Origin of the sequence: uncultured Sphingomonas sp. (genome assembly GCF_937871615.1) — a bacterium.
Classification (GTDB): Bacteria; Pseudomonadota; Alphaproteobacteria; order Sphingomonadales; family Sphingomonadaceae; genus Sphingomonas.
In genome coordinates, this window is record NZ_CALMPA010000064.1 from 1 (window position 1) to 21783 (window position 21783).

Annotated in this window: 20 protein-coding genes; all 20 read right to left on the bottom strand. The window is 67.6% G+C overall.

The window, feature by feature from the left end; all coding sequences use genetic code 11:
• A partial coding sequence (locus Q0316_RS17405; protein WP_298674605.1) for a tetratricopeptide repeat protein occupies positions 1-765 on the bottom strand: 765 nt, incomplete at its 3' end.
• Positions 766-1116: 351 nt separating this feature from the next.
• Complete coding sequence (gene ftsZ, locus Q0316_RS17410) at positions 1117-2580, bottom strand: cell division protein FtsZ (protein WP_298674607.1); 1464 nt, start codon at positions 2578-2580, stop codon at positions 1117-1119.
• Positions 2581-2685: 105 nt separating this feature from the next.
• Positions 2686-3948: a cell division protein FtsA gene (gene ftsA / locus Q0316_RS17415; protein ID WP_298674609.1), complete on the bottom strand. Its 1263-nt coding sequence runs from the start codon at positions 3946-3948 to the stop codon at positions 2686-2688.
• Positions 3949-3966: 18 nt separating this feature from the next.
• A complete protein-coding gene (locus Q0316_RS17420) occupies positions 3967-4893 on the bottom strand; it encodes a cell division protein FtsQ/DivIB (RefSeq protein ID WP_298674612.1) in 927 nt (308 codons plus the stop codon).
• Positions 4890-5858 (bottom strand): D-alanine--D-alanine ligase, encoded by a 969-nt coding sequence (locus tag Q0316_RS17425; RefSeq protein WP_298674614.1) that lies wholly within the window; start codon positions 5856-5858, stop codon positions 4890-4892. Before Q0316_RS17425 ends, Q0316_RS17420 begins: the two co-directional genes overlap by 4 nt.
• Positions 5859-6020: 162 nt before the next feature.
• Positions 6021-6920: a UDP-N-acetylmuramate dehydrogenase gene (murB, locus tag Q0316_RS17430; RefSeq protein WP_298674616.1), complete on the bottom strand. Its 900-nt coding sequence runs from the start codon at positions 6918-6920 to the stop codon at positions 6021-6023.
• 298 nt (positions 6921-7218) lie between these two features.
• A complete protein-coding gene (murC, locus tag Q0316_RS17435) occupies positions 7219-8634 on the bottom strand; it encodes a UDP-N-acetylmuramate--L-alanine ligase (RefSeq protein WP_298674617.1) in 1416 nt (471 codons plus the stop codon).
• Positions 8631-9776, bottom strand: coding sequence for an undecaprenyldiphospho-muramoylpentapeptide beta-N-acetylglucosaminyltransferase (gene murG / locus Q0316_RS17440; protein ID WP_298674619.1), 1146 nt, complete (start codon positions 9774-9776; stop codon positions 8631-8633). The genes murC and murG overlap by 4 nt, the downstream gene beginning before the upstream one ends.
• Entirely contained in the window at positions 9773-11005 is a 1233-nt protein-coding gene (locus Q0316_RS17445; protein ID WP_298674621.1) for a putative peptidoglycan glycosyltransferase FtsW, read from the bottom strand. The genes murG and Q0316_RS17445 overlap by 4 nt, the downstream gene beginning before the upstream one ends.
• Positions 11002-12291, bottom strand: coding sequence for a UDP-N-acetylmuramoyl-L-alanine--D-glutamate ligase (murD, locus tag Q0316_RS17450; RefSeq protein WP_298674623.1), 1290 nt, complete (start codon positions 12289-12291; stop codon positions 11002-11004). Before murD ends, Q0316_RS17445 begins: the two co-directional genes overlap by 4 nt.
• Positions 12288-13358, bottom strand: coding sequence for a phospho-N-acetylmuramoyl-pentapeptide-transferase (mraY, locus tag Q0316_RS17455; protein ID WP_298674625.1), 1071 nt, complete (start codon positions 13356-13358; stop codon positions 12288-12290). Before mraY ends, murD begins: the two co-directional genes overlap by 4 nt.
• Complete coding sequence (gene murF, locus Q0316_RS17460; protein WP_298674627.1) at positions 13358-14725, bottom strand: UDP-N-acetylmuramoyl-tripeptide--D-alanyl-D-alanine ligase; 1368 nt, start codon at positions 14723-14725, stop codon at positions 13358-13360. Before murF ends, mraY begins: the two co-directional genes overlap by 1 nt.
• A gap of 39 nt (positions 14726-14764) precedes the next feature.
• Complete coding sequence (locus Q0316_RS17465) at positions 14765-14896, bottom strand: hypothetical protein (RefSeq protein ID WP_298674629.1); 132 nt, start codon at positions 14894-14896, stop codon at positions 14765-14767.
• Positions 14893-16305 (bottom strand): UDP-N-acetylmuramoyl-L-alanyl-D-glutamate--2,6-diaminopimelate ligase, encoded by a 1413-nt coding sequence (locus tag Q0316_RS17470; RefSeq protein WP_298674630.1) that lies wholly within the window; start codon positions 16303-16305, stop codon positions 14893-14895. Before Q0316_RS17470 ends, Q0316_RS17465 begins: the two co-directional genes overlap by 4 nt.
• Positions 16302-18023, bottom strand: coding sequence for a penicillin-binding protein 2 (locus tag Q0316_RS17475; protein WP_298674632.1), 1722 nt, complete (start codon positions 18021-18023; stop codon positions 16302-16304). Before Q0316_RS17475 ends, Q0316_RS17470 begins: the two co-directional genes overlap by 4 nt.
• A complete protein-coding gene (locus Q0316_RS17480; protein WP_298674634.1) occupies positions 18020-18655 on the bottom strand; it encodes a hypothetical protein in 636 nt (211 codons plus the stop codon). Before Q0316_RS17480 ends, Q0316_RS17475 begins: the two co-directional genes overlap by 4 nt.
• Before the next feature lies 1 nt (position 18656).
• Complete coding sequence (rsmH, locus tag Q0316_RS17485) at positions 18657-19613, bottom strand: 16S rRNA (cytosine(1402)-N(4))-methyltransferase RsmH (protein WP_298674636.1); 957 nt, start codon at positions 19611-19613, stop codon at positions 18657-18659.
• Positions 19610-20161 carry a division/cell wall cluster transcriptional repressor MraZ gene (locus Q0316_RS17490; protein WP_298674637.1) on the bottom strand — a complete coding sequence of 184 codons (552 nt, stop codon included), beginning with the start codon at positions 20159-20161 and terminating at the stop codon, positions 19610-19612. Before Q0316_RS17490 ends, rsmH begins: the two co-directional genes overlap by 4 nt.
• A gap of 276 nt (positions 20162-20437) precedes the next feature.
• Positions 20438-20677, bottom strand: a complete 240-nt coding sequence (locus Q0316_RS17495) for a hypothetical protein (RefSeq protein ID WP_298674639.1) — start codon at positions 20675-20677, stop codon at positions 20438-20440.
• 99 nt (positions 20678-20776) lie between these two features.
• Positions 20777-21751: a cysteine synthase A gene (locus Q0316_RS17500; protein WP_298674641.1), complete on the bottom strand. Its 975-nt coding sequence runs from the start codon at positions 21749-21751 to the stop codon at positions 20777-20779.
• Between the last annotated feature and the right edge of the window lie 32 nt (positions 21752-21783).

The window sequence follows — 21783 nt, forward strand, 5'->3', positions numbered from 1 at the left end:
CGTCGCGGCGACGGCGACGCGCACCGGCGCGCTCGTCTCCGGCCCCAGCGGCGGCAGAGAGGGGGTCAGCCGCGCATCCGCGAGCCGCGCCGCGCTCGCCCGCACTTCGCCGAAATGCACCGCGAACGCCTTGTCCACCGGCGCCAGCGTCGGCAATCGCTGGAAGAAGCCCGCCAGCCCACCGGCCAGCCCGGACGGCATCATCTTCGTCGCGATCTTCTCCGCGCCCGACACGTCGCCGCCCAGCGCCAGAATGAAGGCGCGCGCGCGCCATGCGCCGCGATCGCCGTTGCGCAACAGCGGCTCGATCTGCTTCAGCGCCTCATCCTGCTGCCCGGAAATGGCGAGCGACAGCGCATAGCGCCGCTGCACCTCATCCTGCTGCCCGGCCTTGAGCGCGAGGCGATAATCGCGCTGTGCCCGCTCCTGTTCGCCGATCAGATCGTAAGCCAGCCCGCGATCGCCCGCGAAGCTGCGCGGATCGAGGCCATAACCCGCTGCCTGATCGAAATAGCGCAGCGCCTCGCCGGGCCGCTCCTGCTGCACCAGGATGCGCGCCATGCCCGCCTTCACGCGGCCGTTCATCGGATCGACATCCTCGGCACGCTTGAACAGCGCCGCCGCCGCGCTCGGATCGCCGAGCTTCAGCGACAATTCGCCCGCGCCGATCAGCGCGTTGAGATCGCGCGGGCTGGCCCCCAGCGTGCGCATCGCGGCGGCAAGCTGATCGGCATCCGAACCCGGCTGCGGCAGCGGTTGCACCATTTGCGCCGCGGACGGCGCTGAAATTGCGGCGACTGAGGCCAGCAACAGGAAAGCGGGGGAAATCGTGCGCATCATCGCGTCGAAAAATGTCTCATCTGATACGGCGGAATGCCGGTTTGCCTGGCGCGCGCGCCAAAGCGCCGCCAGCGATGGCCGCGCCGCGCGCAATCGTCGAGTGTCGCTATGGCATCGCCCCTACGGCACAGAAACCCGCGCGCGCCGATCCGGGGGCGGGAAGCGGCGAATGCCATCAATATCGCCCGATGCCGCGCCGGGCCTGCGGCGATCCGCCCACCGGCCCGGCGGTCATCGCGTGGCCGGCACGGGAATGCCGCACCGGCACGCGCGCGCTTACTGATTGTTCTGGCGGTGCAGGAAACGCGGGATATCCAGCGAATCCTTGTCCTCGCCGTCGTCAGGGCGCGCCGCCCCGCGCGAGGCGTTCTGCATCCGCTCGAACAATGTGCCTCCAAGCTTGACGCGCGGCGCCGGGGCCGTTTCCTCGCCGGCATCGGTGCCGGACGAGAGCCAGCGGCGGCGCGGCGCGGCGGGCGGCGCATCATCCTCGAACACCTTCGGCGCGGGCTGTTCGGCGGCGGGCGCCGGCGCGGCCTCGGGCACGATCGTCTCGCTGCCCAGCAGCAGTTCCTCGTCGGCGGGCTGCGCGGCGCTTTCGGGCTGCGCCACAACCTCGGTCAGCTCGATTTCCGGCTGTTCGTGCGCGGTCGCCGGGGCAACGGCGGGCTGCTCGGCAACTGGCTCGGGCGCGGGCGCCGCCGGCTCCGCGCGGCGCGGCGCGGAGAAGCTGAACGCGCGTGCCGGCTCCGGCGCGGGCGCCTCGGTGCGGGCTTCGGCTTCGATGCCGGTGGCGACGACCGAGACGCGAATCTTGCCTTCCAGTTCCGGGTTGAACGCCGATCCCCAGATGATGTTGGCATCGGGATCGACCAGTTCGCGAATGTGGTTCGCCGCCTCGTCCACCTCAAGCAGGCGCATATCCTCGCCGCCGGTGATCGAGATGATGACGCCCTTGGCGCCCTGCATCGACACGCCGTCGAGCAGCGGGTTGGCGATCGCCTTTTGCGCGGCGACGAGCGCGCGGTCGTCGCCCTCGGCTTCGCCCGTGCCCATCATCGCCTTGCCCATTTCCTGCATCACCGAGCGGACATCGGCGAAATCGAGGTTGATGAGGCCGGGCATCACCATCAGATCGGTGATCCCGCGCACGCCCTGCTGCAGCACCTCGTCGGCCATTTCAAAGGCCTGTTTGAAGGTGGTGTTGGCGTTGGCGATCAGGAACAGATTCTGGTTGGGGATGACGATCAGCGTATCGACGTACTTCTGGAGTTCCTCGATCCCGCTTTCGGCGGATTTGGAGCGGCGGTTGCCCTCGAACGCGAACGGCTTGGTAACCACGCCCACCGTCAGGATGCCCATGTCGCGCGCCGCCTTGGCGATCACCGGGGCCGCGCCGGTGCCGGTGCCCCCGCCCATGCCGGCGGCGATGAAGCACATGTGCGCCCCCTCGAGTCGCTTCGACATGTCCTCGATCGTTTCCTCGGCGGCGGCGCGGCCGATCTCGGGCCGGCTGCCCGCGCCCAGGCCCTGCGTGATCTTCGCGCCAAGCTGGATCTTTTCCGGCGCGTTGGATTGCTTCAGCGCCTGCGCGTCGGTGTTGGCGACGAGGAAATCGACCCCCTGCACCTCGGCGCGCATCATGTTGGCGATCGCGTTGCCGCCCGCCCCACCAACGCCGATCACCGCGATGCGCGGGGTCAGCTCATCCGATTCCGGGGTGATGAATTCGATTCCCATCGCGTACTTACTCCGCCTGTCCGGGTGTTCCCCTCGCCGGACGTATCAATTAACCTTCCTGCAACATAGCGCCCGGCCGTGCCAGCCGAAAACCATCGTGCAGCCTCAATAATTGGCCTTCACCGTCTGGAGGAGGCGCTTGAGCGCCCTGATCCCCTTCGGCCGGTAAACCTGCTGCTGTTGCTGGGGCGCCAGCCCGCGCAGATCGATCGGATCGTTCGCCGCGAAAAAGGCCAGGCCCGCGAGCGTGGCGAAGCCCGGCCCGGAATGCGCCTCGGGCAATCCGGTCAGCCCGCGCGGCCGCCCGACTCGCACGGAGCGGCCCAGCACCTGCTGCGCGTAATCGGCGATGCCCTTCAGCTCCGCGCCGCCGCCGGTCAACACCACCTGGCGGTTGATCGGCCCTTCGAACTTCAGCTCCTTGAGCGCGGCCTGCACCTCGCCCACCAGTTGCTCCAGCCGCGTGCGGATCACCGCGATCAGCGCCGCCTTGGTGATCTGCAGCGCGTCGCCATCCTCCTCGCGCGCGGGGGTGCGGATCGTAATCATCTCGTGATTGTCGCGCGGGGAGGCGTTGGCGGAGCCGTGGAAGCATTTCATCCGCTCCGCCTGCCCGCGCGTCGTGCCGAAGGCGGATGCGATGTCGTCGGTGATGTCGGCGGAGCCGATCGGGATCGACTTCAGCCCGACCAGCATCTCGCCCGCGAACAGCGAGACGTTGGTGATCCCCGCCCCGATCTCCACCAGCGCGACGCCCAGATCGCGCTCCTCGCCCGACAGACAGGCAAAGCCGGTCGCGACCGGCGAGGCGATGATCGACTTCACCTCCAGATGCGCGGATCGCACGCACAGATCGAGGTTGCGCACCGGCGAGCCATCCGCCGCGATGACATGGATGTGCACGCCCAGCCGATCGGCATGGAGCCCGAGCGGCTTCTTCACGCCTTCCAGCCCGTCGATCGTGTAGAGCGCCGGCTGCGCATGGAGCACCATCCGCCCCTGCGGGTCGATCGACTGGCGTCCTTCCTGCAACAAGGCGTCGATATCGGCCTGCTCGATGCGGTGCCCGTTCAGCTCGGATTCGATGAACGCCTCATCGGACACGAGGCCCCCGGCGGAAAAGCCCGCCCAGACGTTCTCGATATTGATCCCCGCGATCCGCTCCGCCTGCTCCACCGCCTCGCGCACCGCCACCTCGGTCGCGGCCATGTCGGCGATATAGCCGCGCTTCACGCCCTTCGATTCGCGCTGGCCGGTGCCGAGCACGATCAGTTCGCCGCCATCGCCCTTTTGCGCGATCATCGCCGACACCTTGGAGGTGCCGATATCCAGCGCGGTAATCAGGCCTTCCGGTGCTGCCTTAGCCATGCCACCCTTCCCCCTTCATCAGACCTCGCCGACGTGCGCGACGCGCATCTCGCTGGTGGTGCCGCCATTCTCCCCCTGGCCGGCGCCGCCGCGATCGCTTTCCGGCCCCGGCTTGCGCGCGACCAATTTGGTCGGATCGCGCATGTCGAAGCGAATCCATCCCTTGCCGAGCAGCGGGCGGGCGCCCTCCATCTCGGCGAACTTCACCAGCGCCTGCGCCGCGCCATCCTGCGGCAGCAGCAGAGTCTCGCCGCTGTCGAACGTCAAGTCCCAGCGCCGGTTGCCCACCCATGTCGCCGCCCTGACGCGCGGGCGCAGCGCCGGCGCGGCGGCAAGCAGCTTCTGATAGCCCGCCTCCTGCTGCGCGGCGCCCGGCCCGATCACCAGCGGCAGGCCCGGCGGCATATGCGCGGGATCGACCGGATCGAGCAACGTGCCGTCGGCGTCGATCAGCGTGAGCTGCCCTTCATTCTGCCAGATCGCCGCCGGCTCGCGCTCGACGATATGGATCAGCAGCCGATCGGGGAATCGCCGGGAGACATAGGCATCCGCGATCCAGCCGTAAGCGAGCAGCCGCTTGCGCACCGCCTGAAGGTCCACCGCCAGCATCGGTCGCGCCGCCGGCTGGTTTTCCAGCGCGATGGCATAGACCGTTTCGCGATCCATCCGCTTCAGCCCGGTGATATCGACCTGTTCGACGCGCAGGCCGGCGCGCCCGGCGCCCTCGGCCACCGCGTCACCGATCATCCCCGGCACGCCGAACCATGTCGCCCCCGCCACCGCCACCGCGCCGCCGACGCCAAGGAAGATCCACGTCACCGCGCGACGCAGCGTATCGTGGCTGACCGGCAGCTTCGCGATCAGACGATCGCCGAACGAGGCCCGGCGGCGCTTCGGCGCACCCGGACGGCGCGGCGGGGAGCGACGGACCGGCTGGCGGCTCATGCGCCGCCCTCCCGCAACGATTTCTCCCGCAGCGCCTCGTCGACGATCGCCTGCACGAGTTGCGCGTAGCTCATCCCGGTGTGCCGCGCCTGTTCGGGCACGAGGCTGAGCGGCGTCATGCCGGGCTGGGTATTCACTTCGAGCAGGAACAGCCCGTCCACGCCGCGCTCATCGTCCCAGCGGAAATCGGCGCGGCTGCATCCCTTGCAGCCAAGCAGGCGATGCGCCTCCACCGCGATCGACATGCACGCCTGCGCGATCTCATCCGGCACCGGCGCGGGAAAGAGATGCTCGGTCATCCCGTCGGTATATTTGGCGTCGTAATCGTAAAAGCCGCTCTTGGGGCGAAGCTCCGTCACGCCCAGCGCGCGCGGGCCATCGACACCGCCCAGCACCGCGGTGGTCAGTTCGCGACCGCGCACATAGGGTTCGGCGAGTAACTCGGCGAATTCCTGCCACGGCCCCTTCACGTCGCGCCCGATCGGCGAACCGTAATTGCCGTTTTCGGTGACGATCGCGATGCCGACCGACGATCCCTCGTTGACGGGCTTCAGCACATAGGGCCGCGCCAGCGGATCGCCCGCGAACAATTCCACCGATTTCACGATCCGCCCGCCCGGCATCGGGATGCCATGCGGCACGAGCTGGTTCTTGGTCAGCACCTTGTCGATCGCGATCACGGAGGTGGCGAGCCCGGAATGGGTATAGGTCAGCCCGAGCAGGTCCATCAGCCCCTGCACCGATCCGTCTTCCCCCGGCGTGCCGTGCAGCGCGTTGAACACCACATCGGGCTTCGCCTCGCTCAGTCGCGCGGCGACATCACGCCCCATGTCGATCCGCGTCACGCGGTGCCCGAGCGACTCCAGCGCATCGGCGATCCCCGCGCCCGACGACAGCGACACCTCGCGCTCCGCAGACCAGCCGCCCATCAGCACGACGATGTGAAGGGGACGACGATCAGACACGCGATACTCCTGGTGATACGGATGCGAAGGAGAAGAAGGGCTGCCCTTCTACAATCTCAGGGCGAACGGTAGTGGGGCCACCAACGCCAATACAAATCCCGTTCGGGCCGAGCTTGTCGAAGCCCTGCCCTCCCTTGTCACAGGCGGAGCCGACGCGAAGGCTCATGACGCCACCCCCACGCGCTGGATTTCCCATTCGAGCGTCACGCCGCTATGCGCCTTCACCCGCGCGCGCACCTCCTCGCCCAGCCCCTCGATCTGCGCGCTGGTGGCGTGGCCGAGGTTGAGCAGGAAATTGGTGTGCTTCTCGCTCACCTGCGCGTCGCCATTGCGAAGCCCGCGACACCCGGCGGCATCCACCAGCGCCCACGCTTTCTCGCCCGGCGGGTTCTTGAACGTCGAGCCGCCGGTTCTGGAGCGCAGCGGCTGCGATGCCTCGCGCGATGCGGCGATGCGATCCATTTCCGCCTGAATCTCGATCGGCTCACCGGGCTCGCCGCGAAACGTCGCGCTCACCACCACCGCGCCTTCGGGAAGCGCCGAGTGGCGATAGCTATAGCCAAGCTCCGCCGCCGCCAGCACGCGGCGCTCGCCTGAACGCGACACCACCTCGCATTCCACCAGCACGTCCGCCGTCTCGCGGCCATAAGCGCCGCCGTTCATCCGCACGAACCCGCCGACCGTGCCGGGGATCGAGCGCAGGAATTCCACTCCCGCGATGCCCGCGTCGCGCGCGGTGGAGGAAACCAGGATGCCGCTCGCCCCGCCGCCGCATTTCAGCGTCGTCGCGTCGAGCGCACGAACGCTGGCGAACGGCTTGCCCAGCCGCACCACCACGCCCGCCACCCCACCATCGCGCACGATCAGGTTCGATCCCAGCCCCAGCGCCATCACCGGCACGGCGGGATCGAGCCGCGCCATGAATTGCGCCAGATCGTCCGCATCCTTCGGCTCGAACAGCCATTGCGCCGCACCGCCCGCCTTGAACCAGACGAGCGGCGCGAGCGGTGCATCCGGCGTCAGGCGACCGGCGACCTCGGGCATGGTGCGCGTGGCGCTCATCGTCGCGCCCCGCATCCGTTCGGGCTGGGCCTTGCCTCACTTCCGTTCGGACTGAGCCGCCCCCAAAAACCGTTCGCGCCGCGTCGCCCCTCAAACCCGTTCAGGCCGGGTCGATCCCCAAGCCCGTTCGGGCCGGGTCGCTCCCCAAACCCGTTCGCGCCGAGTCGCCCGCCAAGCCCGTTCAGGCTGAGTCGTCCTCCACAACCGTTCGGGCTGAGCTTGTCGAAGCCCTGCCCTTCTTCCTGAAGAAAAGCGCAGCCCTTCAACAGGCTCAAGGCGAACGGAAAGAACGTCCGGCTCACCGCCGCGCCTCGATCGCCGAAGCCAGCCCGGCGGCCCATTTGGTGATGTCACCCGCGCCGAGGCAGACGACCTGATCGCCCCCGCGCACGACGCCCGCGAGCGTCTGCGCCAGCGCGTCCGCATCCGCGATCACCGCCGCCGCGCGATGCCCGCGCCGCTTCAGCCCTTCGACCAGCGCATCCGCATCCACGCCCTCGATCGGCGCTTCGCCCGCGGCATAGACCGGGGCGACATAAACCATGTCGGCATCGTTGAACGCGCTCTGGAAATCATCCATCAGATTGCCGAGCCGCGAATAACGGTGCGGCTGGACGACCGCGATCACCCGCCCTTCAGCGCTTTCCCGCGCGGCGGACAGCACCGCGCGTATCTCCACCGGGTGATGGCCGTAATCGTCGATGATCGTGGCGACGCCGCCTTCCGCCGCGACCTCGCCCACCTTGGTGAAGCGCCGCTTCACCCCGCCGAACTTCTCGAAACCTTTCTGGATCGTCGCGTCGTCGATGCCCAGTTCCAGCGCGACGCCGATCGCGGCGAGCGCGTTTTGCACATTGTGGCGGCCCGGCATCGGCAGGTCGATCTGCTCGATCGAGCGCGTCGTGCCGTCGCGTTCGCGGATGATCGCCTCGAAACGGTTGCCGCCGGGATAGGGGGAGACGTTCACCCCGCGCACGTCGGCGGAAGCCGCGAAGCCGTAGGTCACGATGCGCCGGTCCCGCACGCGCGGGATCAGCGCCTGCACCTCCGGGTGGTCGAGGCACAACAGTGCCGCTCCGTAGAAGGGAACATTCTCCACGAACTCGACATAGGCTTCTTTGGCGCGTTCAAAGTCACCGTAATGATCGAGATGTTCGGGATCGATATTCGTGACCACCGCGATCGTGCCGTCGAGCCGCAGGAAACTCCCGTCGCTCTCATCGGCCTCAACCACCATCCAGTCGCTGCCGCCGAGCCGGGCGTTGCTGCCGTAACTATTGATAATCCCACCGTTAATCACGGTCGGATCCACCCCACCGGCATCGAGCAGCGCGGCGACCATCGAGGTGGTGGTGGTCTTGCCATGCGTCCCCGCCACCGCGACGGTGGATTTCAGGCGCATCAGTTCCGCCAGCATTTCCGCCCGCCGAACCACAGGGATACGGCGCTCCAGCGCGGCTTCCACCTCCGGGTTGCCGCGCTTGATCGCGGTGGAGGTCACAACCACCGCCGCCTCGCCAAGATTTTCCGCCTTGTGCCCAATCGCCACGGAAATGCCGCGCGCGCGCAACCCTTCGATCACATAGCCCTCGGCGACGTCCGACCCCTGCACCTTATAGCCGAGGTTGTTCATCACCTCCGCGATGCCCGACATGCCGATACCGCCGATGCCGACGAAATGGATCGTGCCGATATTGGTGGGCACGCCCTTCATGCGAACGACTCCTTGTGGACAACCGGGCCGACCGGCAGCGCGGCGAGCGGCGCATCGAGACTTTCGACGAGATCGGCGAGATCGCGCGCCGCATTGGGCTTGCCGCAGCCGCGCGCGCGACCGGCGGCATTTTCCAGCGCCTCGGGATCGAGGCCGAGCTTCTGCATCTGTTTGGCGAGTTCCGAAGGGGTGAACTGGCTCTGCGGGATCGTCCGCGCGCCGCCCGCGCGGGTGATTTCGCGCGCGTTCACGGTCTGATGGTCGTCGGTCGCGATCGGCAGCGGCACGAGGATCGCCGGGCGCCCCGCCACCGTCAGTTCCGCCAGCGTCGAGGCGCCGGCGCGCGCGATCACGACATGCGCCCAGCCGAGATGCTCGGGCAGATCGGGCAGATAGGTTGCAAGGTCGGCCGCGATATCGAGTTCGGCATATTTGGCACGCGCCGCGTCGATATCCTCGACCCGCGCCTGATGCGTCACCTGCAACCGCCGACGAAACGCGACCGGCAGCATGGCGAGACCATCGGGCACCACCTTGCTCAGCACGCTGGCGCCCTGCGATCCGCCGGTGACGAGCACGCGGAAGATGCCGTCCTCCTCCAGCAGCGGATAGGGCCTGGCCCGCAGCGCCAGCACGCTATCGCGCACCGGATTGCCGACGCAATGCGCCTTCATCTGATAGGCGGGCTTAAGCCGCTCCGTCTCGGCGTAGGAAGTGGCGATCGCATCGACGCGCCGCGCGACCAGCCGGTTGACGCGCCCCAGCACGGCGTTCTGCTCATGGATCGCGGTGGGGATTTTCTCCGCGAAGGCCGCCGCCAGCGCCGGAAAAGCGGGATAGCCACCGAAACCGATCACCGCCGCCGGGGTGAAGGTTCGATAGAGTTCACGCGCCATTGCCCGGCCGCGCCACATCTCGCGCGCCGCCCTGACCCAGCCGACCGGGCCACCGCTGAGCCGCCCGGCGGGCAGCACATGCGTCTGCACGCCCTCGAACAGGCCGGGAAAGCGCACGCCGCGCTCGTCCGACACCAATGCGACACGATGCCCGCGCCGGATCAGTTCCTCCGCCAGCGCGGCGGCGGGGACCATATGCCCGCCCGTCCCACCCGCGGCGAGAACGAAATGCCGCGCCCGCGTCATAGCGCGCCCCAGCGCGTGACATAGGGGCTGCGCAACAGGAACGGATTGCGGCGCGTGAAGGTGAGCAACAGGCCCATCCCGATCGACAGCGCGATCATCGACGAGCCACCATAGCTGATAAACGGCAAGGTCATGCCTTTGGAAGGTGCGAGGCCGGTATTGACCGCCATCGAGACCAGCGCCTGCGCGCCGAACTGGGTGGCAAGCCCGCCGGCCGCGAGCAGTTTGAAATTATCCTGTTCGTCGAGCAGCTTGACGAAAACGCGCACGACGATCGCGAGAAACATCACCGCGATCACCATGCACGCGATCAGGCCGAACTCCTCGCCGATGACGGAGAAGATATAGTCGGTGTGCGCTTCGGGAAGCCCGAATTTCACCCGACCGCCGCCGGGGCCGGTGCCGGTCCAGCCGCCCGCCGTCAGCGTGGCATGCGCGGCGTTGGTCTGGAAATGGTCGCTCGCCCCCGCCCCTTCGGCATCGGGAAACAGGAAAGCGTCAATGCGGGTCCGCGCCGTCCCGTAAAACATATAAGCGGCGACGAGCGCCGCCGGCGCCATCGCGACGAAGGCGGCGATGGTGCGCATCGGCGTGCCCGCGATCATCAGCAACGCGAGCCAGACCGCGCAAAAGATGATCGTCTGCCCAAGATCCGGCTGGAGCATCAGCATCGCCGCGACCATCCCGGTCATGACGAAGGTGATGGCGGTGACCGGCAACGATTCGTCGCGCGCGCGCAGCGAAAGCAGCCACGCGACGGTGACGATGAAGCAGGGCTTGAGGAATTCGGACGGCTGGAATTGCGCCAGGCCAAAGCCGATCCAGCGCCGCGCGCCATTCACCGAAACACCGACCAGCGGAGTGATCGCCAGCAGCGCCGCGAAGACGCAGCATCCCACCACCGCGAGCCGCCGCGCGGTGTTCACCGGCAGCATCGAGGTGATGAACAACACCGGCAGCGACACCGCCACCCACATCACCTGCCGCCAGAAATAATAGAGCGGCGGGAATTTCACATGCTCGCCCGAATAACGCACCGCGCTCGCCGGACTGGCGGCGGCGACCGCGAGCAGGCCGATCGCGATCAGCGCGAGCGTGAGCAACAGCAGCACGCGATCGGTATCCCAGAACCATGTGCCAAGCGGCGAGCGATCACCGCGCCCGCCCCGGCCCTTCAGCCGCGCGCGAAGGCTCGCATCGGTGACGATCTCCACCTGCTCCTCGCTCATGCCAACGCCTCCACCGCGTCGCGAAACGCCTGCGCCCGATGCTCGTAATCGCGAAACTGATCGAAGGATGCAGCAGCCGGCGAAAGCAACACCGTGTCTCCGGGCCGGGCCTCGCGCGCTGCGTTCGCGACGGCGGCGGCGAGCGTTCCCGCTTCCTCCACCGGCATCAGATCGCGCAGGATCGTGGCGAAGCGCGGGCCAGCCTCCCCAATCGTATAAGCACGCACGACATGATCGAAATACGGTCGGCACGCATCGAGATCATCGCCCTTGGCGCGCCCGCCGACGATCCAGTGAACCCGCGGGAAAGCGCCCAGCGCGGGCGCGGTGCTTTCGGGATTGGTCGCCTTGCTGTCATCGACATAAGCGACGCCATCGAGGTCGCGCACCTTTTCCATGCGGTGCGGCAGGCCGGCAAAGCTCTGCAACCCGCGATCGATATTCTTTTCCTTCACCCCCAGCGCCTTGGCGACGGCGATCGCCGCAAGCGCGTTATGCGCGTTATGCGGCCCTTGCAGGCTTGGCCAACCGGCCTGATCGAGGCACGCGCCGGGCGCGATCCTGGTGACGTGTTCGCCGCGCGCGGACAAGGAGCGCGCGATCCCCGCGGAGGCACCGTCCCCGATCCCGATCACCGCCTCGTGGCGTGGGGACTGCATCGCGAAAAGCCGCGCCTTGGCGGCGACATAGCCGTCGAACCCGTCATAGCGATCAAGGTGATCCGGCGTGATGTTGAGCAGCACCGCGACATCGCAATCGAGCGTCTGCGTCAGGTCAATCTGATAGCTCGACAATTCCAGCACATAGACGCCTCCGGCCGGTAGCGGCTCCTGTCCGAGGATCGGCAGGCCGATATTGCCACCCATCAGCGCCGGCACCCCAGCCGCCTGAAGGATATGGGTGACCAGCGCGGTGGTGGTCGACTTGCCGTTGGTGCCGGTGATGCCGACCACGCGATGCGGCGGCAGTTCGGCGCGCGCATCGGCGAACAGCTCGATATCCCCGGTGATCGGCACCCGCGCGGCCCGCGCCCTGGCGGCCAGCGGATGCGTGTTGATCGGCACCCCCGGCGACACGACGAGCGCATCGAACCCGGCGAGGTCGATCGCGTCGAGATCGGCGAATTCAACCGCCTCGCCGGCCAGCGCCTCGCGTCGCGCCGGATCGGTGTCCCAGGCCACCACCTGCGCGCCGCCGGCGACAAGCGCGCGCACGGTCGCCGCGCCGGTCCGCGCCAGCCCCAGCACCGCATAACGCTTGCCGCGCCAGAGGGAGGAGACGATCACCTTAGCTTCAGCGTCGAGAGGCCAGCGAGCGCCAGCACCAGCGCGATGATCCAGAAACGGATCACCACGGTCGGCTCGCTCCAGCCGAGCTGTTCGAAATGGTGGTGGATCGGCGCCATGCGGAACACGCGCTTGCCGGTGCGCTTGTACACCGCGACCTGGATGATGACGGAGAGGGCCTCGACCACGAACAGGCCGCCGATGATCCCCAGCACGATCTCGTGATGCGCGATCACCGCGATCGTGCCGAGCGCCCCGCCGAGCGCGAGGCTGCCGGTATCGCCCATGAACACCGCCGCCGGGGGCGCGTTATACCACAGGAACGCCAGCCCCGCCCCGATCATCGCCCCGCAGAAGATCGCCAGATCGCCCGCGCGCGGCACATGCGGCAGCCCGAGATAGTCCGCGAACTTCACGTTCCCGACGAGATAGACGATAATCATGAACGCAACCGCCGCGATAATCACCGGCATGGTGGCCAACCCGTCCAGCCCGTCGGTGAGGTTCACCGCATTGCCGAACGACACGATCGTGAACGCGGCGAACAACGGGTAGAGATAGCCGAGATCGAGATAATAGCGGTTGGTGAACGGCAGATACAGCGCGGTGCCATTCTCCTGACTGATGATCCATGCCGCGACCCCGGCGATAATGAACTCCAGCAGCAGGCGGACGCGACCGGGGATGCCCGCCGTCGTCGCCTTGGTCACCTTGTCGTAATCGTCCATGAAGCCGATCGCGCCGAAGCCGAGCGTGACGAACAGGCTGGCCCAGACGAACGGATTCCTGAGATCCATCCAGATCAGGATCGCGAGACTGAGGCTCGTCAGGATCATCAGCCCGCCCATCGTGGGCGTGCCGCGCTTGGCGAGATGGGTCTGCGGCCCATCCGCACGGATCGGCTGGCCCTTGCCCTGGCGCACACGCAGCCAGCCGATGAACTTCGGCCCGATGATGAGACCGATGAACAGCGCGGTCGCGATCGCGCCGCCGGTGCGGAAGGAGAGATAGCGGATGAGATTGAGGACACTCGGGAAGCCGAGGCTCTCTGCGATCAGATACAACACTATGCAACGCCCCCGGCCAGCGCCGCGACAACCCGCGACAACCCGACTCCGTTCGATCCCTTCACGAGCACCGCGTCACCCGGCGCGATCACTTGCATCAGGCGATCAAGCGCGGTTGCGGCATCAGGCACATGAACGAAATCGACGCGCCCCTCAAGAGCCCGAGCGAGCGGCGCCATCCTTTCGCCGACCAGCAGCGCCGTCTCGACGCGCGCGGCGAGCAACGGCTCCGCCAGCCCGGCGTGATAGGCGTCGCTCGCCTCGCCCAGCTCGCGCATTTCACCGAGCACCGCGACATGGCGCCCCGGCTCATGCCCGAGCACTTCGAGCGTCGCCGCCATCGACGCCGGATTGGCGTTATAGCTTTCGTCGATCACCAGCGCCTCGCCGCCTCGGATCGTCGCGGTGAAGCGCTCCCCGCGCCCCGCGAGGCCGCCCAGTTCACCCAGCGCGAGGCCGGCAAGCCCCAGATCACCCCCAGCCACATCGACCGCGGCGATCACCGCCAGCGCGTTCGACACCCAATGCTGCCCCGGCTGCGCGATAGTGAAGCTCAGTTCCCGCTCCCCCACCTTCGCGGTGACGAACGTGCCGGTCGAAAGCCGCATCGTCTCGATCGGATGCACGTCCGCGCCCCTATCCAGCCCGAAGGTGACGATCCGCGCGGCATATGGGCGGGCGGCGGCGATCAGCCGATCGCGATGCGGGCTATCATATGGCACGATCGCGGTGCCCCCCGGCTCCAGCCCGCGAAAAATCTCGCCCTTGGCGTCCGCGATCGCGCTTTCGTCCGCGAAGAATTCCGTATGAGCCGGCGCGATCGCGGTGACCATCGCGATATGCGGGCGGACGAGGGTGGTAAGATGCGCCAGCTCGCCCGGATGGTTCATCCCCATCTCGAACACGCCGAAGCGCGTTTCCCGCGGCATCCGCGCGAGGCTCAGCGGCACGCCTGTATGATTGTTATAGCTTTTGACCGAGCGATGCGCCGCGCCACGGGCGCCACGGTCGAGCGCCGCGAACAGCGCCTCCTTGGTGGAGGTCTTGCCGACCGATCCGGTAACGCCGATCACGACGCCCGCCATCCGCGCACGGCTGGCGCGCGCCATGTCCTCAAGCGCGGCGAACGTGTCCGCGACGCGAACACAAGGGTGCGCGGTATCTTCCGATACCAGCGCACCCGCCGCGCCCCGCGCGAAGGCGTTATCGAGAAAGCGGTGGCCGTCGGTTTCCGCGCCCTTCATCGCGACGAACAAATCGCCCGCGCCGATCTCCCGGCTGTCGAACGCGACACCGGAGATCGAAAAATCGGCGGACGCGTCGCCGCTGGTGGCGGCCGCGATCTCGGCGGAGGTCCAAAGAGTCATCACCGCCCTATAGCACCCCGAAAAGGCAAGTCCGCCGCGTCAACGCAGCCCGCTCACCGTTTCGCCGCTGACCAGTTCATACCGCAGCCCGAGCTTGCGGCGTTCGCGCGGTCGTTTTTCGCCATCGGCCTGGGCGAACGGACGGACGGGAATGTTGATCTTCCTTTTCACGCTACCTCCCTTGCGACAGTCACATCATCGAACGGCAGGACGAGATCGCCAACGATCTGCCCCTGTTCATGCCCCTTGCCGGCGATCAGCACGATATCGGCGGCGGCGGCCATGCCCACCGCCCGCGCGATCGCCGCGCGACGATCGCCGATCTCGATCGCGCCGGGCGCCCCGGCCAACACCTCGGCGCGGATCACGGCGGGATTTTCGGTACGCGGATTATCGTCAGTCACGATCACCACATCGGCCTGCGCGGCGGCGATCTGCCCCATCGGCTCGCGCTTGCCATGATCGCGATCCCCGCCCGCGCCGAATACCAGGATCAGCCGCCCGGAGACGTGCGGGCGCAGCGCCGCGATCGCGGCGGCCAGCGCGTCCGGCGTATGCGCGTAATCTACATAGATCGGCGCGCCCGATGCCGCGATCGCGGCACGTTCCAGCCGCCCGCGCACCGGCTGAAGCCGCCCGAGATTGGCGATCGTCGTCGCGACATCCCCGCCGGTCGCGATCACCAGCCCCGCCGCCACCAGCGCATTGGCGGCCTGATAGGCGCCGATCAGCGGCAGCGTCACCTTATGCTCGCGACCATCGGCGGCGATCACCAGCCCCTGCCCGAGCAAGGTGGGATCGCGTGACACCAGCCGCAGCGTGTCGCCATGCTCGCCCACGGTAATCAGCCCGTTGCGCCGCGCACGGGCGAGGTCGATCACCCGCTCGGATTGCGGATCGTCCACCCACACCACCGCGGTTCCCTCATCCGCCAGCACTTCGGCGAACAGGCGCAGCTTGGCGGTGAAATAGGCCGCCATGTCTCCATGATAGTCGAGGTGATCGCGGCTCAGATTGGTGAAGGCCGCCGCCGTCACCGGCACGCCCTCGGTGCGATACTGGCTGAGCCCGTGGCTCGATGCCTCGAACGCCAGATGGGTGACGCCCTCGCGCGCCAACCCGCCGACATTGGACAGGAACGTCACCACATCGGGCGTGGTGAGCCCGGTCGTCACCCGATCATCCGCGGTGGCTACACCGAGCGTGCCGATCGACGCGGCGTTGTGCCCGGCCATGCGCCACAACTGACGCGTCATCTCCACGGTGGAGGTCTTGCCGTTGGTGCCGGTGACCGCCACCGCCGTTTCGGGGAAGGGGGCGAAGAATCGCGCCGCCAGCGCGGCGAAAGCGGCACGTGGATTGGCGGACGCGATATGCCGCGCGCCCTCGACCCGCGCCTCCGGCCGCGCGACGACGGCGATCGCGCCGGCAGCCACCGCGGCGGGGATGAAATCCTCCCCGTTCACGCGCTGCCCCTCGAACGCGCCGAAGATCGTGCCCGGCGCGACCTTGCGATGATCTATCGCGAAGCCGGTCACCTGCGCGGCCTCGTCTCCGCCGATGAGTTGACCCAGCCTCATTCGGCGCTCCCCTTTTCTTCCTTCTTGCCCGGCGCCTTCCACAGCAATGGGTTCAAATCGCTTTCGTCGATATCGCGGTGATCGTCGGGGATCACGCCGAGCAACGCGCCGGTACGGCTGATGACGCGGCTCACCACGGGCGCGACGGTAAAGGCCGCGGTGGTTTGAAACGAATTGGCCTGCACGCGCTTGGGGGAATCCATCATGGCGATCACCACATAGCGCGGCGCATCCATCGGGAAAGCCGCCGCGAAGGTGGAGACGTTGACGTTGCGGGCATAGCCGCCGCGCTGCGCCACCTCGGCGGTGCCAGTCTTGCCGCCGACGCGATAGCCGGGCGCCTCGCCGCGCCGCCCGGTGCCATCGAGCACGATCAGGCGAAGAAGCTGGCGCATACGATCGCTCGTCGATTGCTTCAGCACGCGGCGCCCCCTGGGCTGCTGGCCCGGCGCGATCCGGAGCAATGTGGGCGGATGCCAGACCCCGCCGTTGACCATCGCGGCATAGGCGCTGGCAAGATGCAGCGGCGTCACCGCGATGCCGTGGCCATAGGCGGTGGTCATCACCGTGGTTCGCGCCCAGAAGCTGGGCCACAAGGGCCGCGCCTTCTCGACCAGTTCGATATCGGGCCGGTGATCGAAAGCGAGCTTGCGGAACATATCCTGCATCCGCGCCGCGCCCACCATGTCGGCGATCCGGGCGGTGGCGATATTCGATGAATAGATCAATGTTTCCGGTATGTTGAGCCAGCGTTTCTGCTCGTGCCCGCGATCATCGTGGATCGTGAACCCGCCGACCTTCAACGGCACCGTCGCATCGAAGCGCCGGCTCATGTCGGTGACGACGCCATAATCAATCGCGGCCGCCATCGCGATCGGCTTGAAGGTGGAGCCGAGTTCGTAAACCGACTGGGTGACGTTATTACGCAGTTCCTCGGTGCCCGCCATGCCGACGCGGTTGGGATTGAACAGCGGCAGCGATACCATCGCGATCACTTCGCCGGTATGCGCGTCCATCACGATGCCGGCGGCGCCCTTGGCCTGCATTTCCCCCATCGCGCGGCCGAGTTCGCTTTCCATCGCCGCCTGGACGCGGCTGTCGATCGACAGCGCCACCGGGGTCGCGCCTTGCACGGGATCGGTCAGCCGCGCGTCGAGCGCGCGCTCCATCCCGCTCATCGCCTTCCCCTCGGTGGAGAGGAAGCCCAGCGCATGGGCGGCCATCGTCGATTGCGGATAGAGCCGCTGCGTCTGTCGTTCGAAAACGACGCCCGGTTCGCCGATCGCGTTCACCGCCTCGACCAGCGCGGGGCTGGCGCGGCGGTTGAGATAGGTGAAGGGCACCTTCTTGGTGATCTGCGCATAAAACCACGGCTGGTTGCCGATATCAGGCATCAGATCCGCCAGCCGCTGCGCGATCATGCTGCGATCGCCGAGCAGCCGATCGGGATGAACGCCGATCGCCCATGCCTCGATCGTGCGCGCCAGCGGCTCGCCGTTGCGATCGACGATATCGCCGCGCGGCGCCGGCCCCAGAATCGCGGCGCGCGCCGGCCTACCCTCGATCGCGAGCCATACGAGCCGCCCGGCGACCACGGTGACCGCCGCGACGAACAGCAGCATCAGCATCATCAGGCGCATGTGCTGCGTTGCAAGCAGCGCGTGCCGCTGCTCGCTGGCTTTTACCGATCGGGCAGGGCGCGCGACCAGCGTTGTCAACGTAGCCGCCGTGCCTCGGCTCGCGCGCCGCTTGCCAGATCGCCGAGCGTCGTATCGCTCAGCAGCGACCTGTCGAGCATCGCCACCGCCTTGCCCTTGCGCGATTCCGCCACCGGCGCGGGATCGGCGGCGGCGGTGCGCATCACCACCGCGGCGGTGAGCTTCGGCGCGCTCGCCTCAACCGGGCGGGCCGCGACCTTCACCAGCGCAGCCGGGCGCGCGACGGCGGGCGCCTCATCTATCGCCTGCGCCGGCGCGACCGGCGACGGCAGCGACGGAACGACCAGCGCGGCGGTGCGGATCGCGCCCTGCTGCTGACCCGGCATCGGCGCGGCGTGATCGAAGCTGATCGACGCGAGTTGCCCCTCGTCGCGCACGAACTGCCCGGCGGTGGGCGAAGCCAGCGCCAGCGTATCGCCGTTCCAGCGCTCAAGCTGGGTCAGGTTCGAGCGAACGTCAAACTCGGTCTCCAGCGCGCGGATATCACGCTGCGCGACGCCGATCCGGCCGTTGAGCTGCTCCAGCCGCTTGCGCTCGGCGGCGACCTGAAGCGAGACGAGATAGAAGCCCAGCGACACGATCACCACGCCGCCGAACCAACCCAGACCCTTCAACCGATAAGTCGCTGCCATGTTACGCCTCCACAAACCCGACGCCATCCCACGGTGCCGCGGCGGTGCGCCGCGCCATGCGCAACGTCGCCGAACGCGCCCGAGGGTTACGCGCCACTTCAGCCGCGGTCGGGCGCACCGCCTTCGCCGCCGGCTCAAAACTCGGTGCCCGCGCGTCGCGCGCTTCGGGGCGATGCCGCGACCCGGCTGGCATCGCCCCGCTCCGCTCGCGCAGAAATCGTTTCACCAGCCGATCCTCGAGGCTGTGAAAGGTAACGACCGCAAGCCGCCCGCCCGGCGCCAGCACGCGCTCGGCGGCGGCGAGGCCGCGTGCCAGTTCCTCAAGCTCGCGGTTCACATGGATGCGGATCGCCTGGAACGCGCGCGTCGCGGGATCCTTCTTGTCATGCGGGCGATGCCCCAGCGCGCGGCGCACGACCTGCGCCAACTCGCCGGTCGTGGCGAGCGGACGCGCCGCCACGATCGCCTTGGCAACCCGGCGCGAGCGCGGCTCCTCGCCATAACGCCACAGCACGTCGGCGATCGCCGCTTCATCGGCGGTGTTGAGGAAATCAGCCGCCGACGGCCCCGATTGCGACATGCGCATGTCGAGCGGGCCATCCCCCTGGAAGGAGAAGCCGCGTTCGGGCTGGTCGAGTTGCATCGACGAGACGCCGATATCCATTACCACGCCATCGACCGGCGGCACATCACGCGCCTGAAGCTCGCCGGCCAGGGCGGAAAATTCGGCCGGCACGAGGATCAGGCCGGCTTCTGATGCTTCCAGCGCCCTGCCCCGCTCGATCGCATCGGGATCGCGGTCGAACGCGAAGACACGCGCGCCCGTCGCAAGCAGCGCACGGGTATAGCCGCCCGCGCCGAACGTCGCATCAACCACGGTCTCGCCGCGCCTGGGGGTAAGCGCGGCGAGCACTTCGTCGAGCAGCACGGGGACATGGGGCTCTGCGCGGGCGGTCACAGCGCATACCCCTTTTCCTCACACGCGAACTCGACATATTCCTTGAGGAACGGCTCGATCGTCGGCGTTTCGATCAGAACCTTCGGGCTCCAGATCGTGATCCAGTCGAACGATCCAAAGAAAACGGCCAGATTGTCGATCCGCGCATATTTGCGCTCGAACGCGGGCATGATGAAACGCCCGCTGCCATCGAACGGCAACGGCTCCGCGCCACCGGCGCGATCGAGGATATTGTAATCGGTGCGCCCGGTCTTCTCGAACTGGGCGGCATCGAGCCGCGCGAGCCGCTCCTTCCAGAGCGGCACGAAACGCGGATCATAAGCGATCAGGCAGCGATGCTCGGGATGCGGCGCGATGACAACGGTGCCGCCATCCTTGCCGTCATCACGCGGGGAGTTTTTCGCGAGCATGGTGCGCAAGGTGTTGGGAATGGCGACCCGCGACTTATCGTCAACGAGTGCGATCCCCTTTCCCTGATAGTCGACCCTGTCCGACACGCCCACCTCGCCCGCAACGGACGCGCCTCTCCGGTCCGCGAAACGGCCCATCCGGCCATCCCGGCAGTCGCGAAGATAAGAAACAGCGAGTCCGCCCCTCTGCAGCTCTGATTGATATCAGGGCCACTCGGGGATGGGAAGGGAAATCTGGGGAAATTCGGGGAAATAGGGGTCAGCCGGGTGGCTTTCCTCCTGAATCACCCGCCGCGCACCACGCACGTTCCACGTTCGTTCGCACGATCTGACCCACCGAATCCGGGGAGAAGCGGCGAATCCCCGCTCGCTCCCCGGATTTCCCCGGCGATTTTGCGATAGACATGGTCAATATCACTGGTGTGGCGCGGCTGGGGCGGCGCCATTGGCGGTGGCGGGCGCCACGCCGAGTTCCGCGAGCGGCTCATTGGGCGCGGTCGCGGGCAGATTATTGTTCGCGAGCGTCATGTTGGCGATCGCATCCGCCTTGGGCGAGTCGATCGCCGCGACCGGGCGCTCCTGGCTGGCCGCGCTGAAAATCGCGCTGGCGAGGCCGATCAGCAACACCACCGCTGCGAGACCAATCAGTCCCACGCGCACGCGCTGCATCGTATGGCTGGCTGTTGATATTTCGGTCTTCATCCGTCCCGACAGACTAACGCTTTGTCGAGCGAATGTCGAATGTGGCGCCGGTCAGCGGCGCTCCAGCCCCTTCGCCGCCAGCCATTCCGGGTTATAAAGCGTGGAAAGATAACGAAAACCCGTATCACACAATATCGTTGCGATCCGTTTTCCCGGCCCCAGATCACGCGCCAGCCGCACCGCGCCCGCGACATTGATGCCTGAGGACAGGCCAAGGCACAGCCCTTCATCGCGCAGCAGCCGCTCGACCCAATCGAGCCCTTCCTGATCGGGGATGCGATATTGCGCGTCGATCGGCGCGCCCTCCAGATTGGCGGTGATCCGCCCCTGCCCGATCCCCTCGGCGACCGAATTGCCCTCCGCCTTCAATTCGCCATGCGCATAATATTCATAGAGCGCGGCGCCATGGGGATCGCTGAGCGCGACCACCACTTTCTCGTCCTTGGCCTTCAACCCCATGCCGACCCCGGCGAGCGTCCCCCCGGTGCCGACCGCGCAGGTGAATCCATCGACCCGGCCATCCATCTGCGCCCAGATTTCCTCCGCCGTGCCCACGATATGCGCCTTGCGATTGGCGATATTGTCGAACTGATTGGCCCAGACCGCGCCCGGCGTTTCCTCCGCGATCCTGCGCGAGGTGTGCACGAAATGGCAGGGATTCGAATAAGGCGCCGCCGGAACGGTCACCAGTTCGGCGCCGAGCGCGCGCAGCGTATCCATCTTCTCCTTGGATTGCGTATCCGGCATCACGATGATCGTGCGATAGCCCTTCGCATTGGCGACCAGCGCCAGCCCGATCCCGGTGTTGCCCGCCGTGCCCTCCACGATGGTGCCGCCGGGCTGCAACTGGCCGCGCGCCTCCGCATCCTCGACGATGAACAGCGCGGCACGATCCTTCACGCTGGCGCCGGGATTGGCGAATTCGCACTTGCCGAAGATATCGCATCCGGTTGCGTCGCTCGGCCCTTTCAGCCGGACGAGCGGGGTGTTGCCGATGAGCGCGAGGGTGTCGGGAGCGGTAAGCATGTCGCACTAGATGCGCCCGCCGGGCGAGCACG

Bases quoted from the DNA above. Each gene is read 5' to 3' on its own strand.
- ftsZ (WP_298674607.1), bottom strand. From the start codon at position 2,580: ATGGGAATCGAATTCATCACCCCGGAATCGGATGAGCTGACCCCGCGC.
- ftsA (WP_298674609.1), bottom strand. From the start codon at position 3,948: ATGGCTAAGGCAGCACCGGAAGGCCTGATTACCGCGCTGGATATCGGC.
- Q0316_RS17420 (WP_298674612.1), bottom strand. From the start codon at position 4,893: ATGAGCCGCCAGCCGGTCCGTCGCTCCCCGCCGCGCCGTCCGGGTGCG.
- murB (WP_298674616.1), bottom strand. From the start codon at position 6,920: ATGAGCGCCACGCGCACCATGCCCGAGGTCGCCGGTCGCCTGACGCCG.
- murC (WP_298674617.1), bottom strand. From the start codon at position 8,634: ATGAAGGGCGTGCCCACCAATATCGGCACGATCCATTTCGTCGGCATC.
- murG (WP_298674619.1), bottom strand. From the start codon at position 9,776: ATGACGCGGGCGCGGCATTTCGTTCTCGCCGCGGGTGGGACGGGCGGG.
- Q0316_RS17445 (WP_298674621.1), bottom strand. From the start codon at position 11,005: ATGAGCGAGGAGCAGGTGGAGATCGTCACCGATGCGAGCCTTCGCGCG.
- murF (WP_298674627.1), bottom strand. From the start codon at position 14,725: ATGACTCTTTGGACCTCCGCCGAGATCGCGGCCGCCACCAGCGGCGAC.
- Q0316_RS17470 (WP_298674630.1), bottom strand. From the start codon at position 16,305: ATGAGGCTGGGTCAACTCATCGGCGGAGACGAGGCCGCGCAGGTGACC.
- Q0316_RS17480 (WP_298674634.1), bottom strand. From the start codon at position 18,655: ATGGCAGCGACTTATCGGTTGAAGGGTCTGGGTTGGTTCGGCGGCGTG.
- Q0316_RS17490 (WP_298674637.1), bottom strand. From the start codon at position 20,161: ATGGGCCGTTTCGCGGACCGGAGAGGCGCGTCCGTTGCGGGCGAGGTG.
- Q0316_RS17500 (WP_298674641.1), bottom strand. From the start codon at position 21,751: ATGCTTACCGCTCCCGACACCCTCGCGCTCATCGGCAACACCCCGCTC.